The 544-nt window shown below is 52.5% G+C and carries 2 protein-coding genes; both read right to left on the reverse strand.

Features of this window, described 5'->3' with window-relative positions; all coding sequences use genetic code 11:
- Nucleotides 1–105, reverse strand: a 105-nt coding sequence (locus tag FDX22_RS32875; protein ID WP_370318020.1) for a hypothetical protein, incomplete at its 3' end; no start/stop codon positions are given.
- A 50-nt stretch (nt 106–155) separates the two neighbouring features.
- On the reverse strand, nt 156–544 hold a 389-nt coding region (locus tag FDX22_RS29855; RefSeq protein ID WP_146718211.1), incomplete at its 5' end, for a M20/M25/M40 family metallo-hydrolase.

Below are 544 nucleotides of genomic sequence, written 5' to 3' on the forward strand. Positions count from 1 at the left end.
ATTAATACTGGCATCAGCACGTGCTGCCGGATGACGCCATGCGGACATATTCCCGGAGGCGCCATGCAGAATAGTTCCGAGCCGTAGTTGCCGATTTTCAGCCATAGTAACCCCTACCCAACAGGTAAATTAAAGGTGTGCGAATGCCGTTTTTGCTAAATGTNTGCGGCAGGTTCAATTAACCGTTCATCCGGATTAAATCCCGGATGATGTAATCCGTATTCACTGGCACTACCGATGCTAACAAACGCACCAGGTGTATTTTGCAAATAAACGGCAAAATCCTCCCCGCCCATATGCAGGTCGGCATGATGCGTTGTGTAACCGGATTGTCTGGCTACTTTGGTCGCAATATCGGCCCAGTGCGCGTCATTGACCAGGGCCGTGGGCCCCGCGTGCCAGATAACATCGATCTGTGCGCCAAAGGCGTGGGCAAACCCAGCGACAATATCACTGACCCGCGATTTAACCTGTTGTTGCACCTCTGCGCGATGTGTCCGAAGCGTCCCTTCCAGCTCAACGGATTCCGGTAGTACGTTCCATG

The sequence above is a fragment of the Citrobacter sp. TBCS-14 genome, from assembly GCF_005280805.1.
Lineage (GTDB): Bacteria > Pseudomonadota > Gammaproteobacteria > Enterobacterales > Enterobacteriaceae > Citrobacter > Citrobacter gillenii.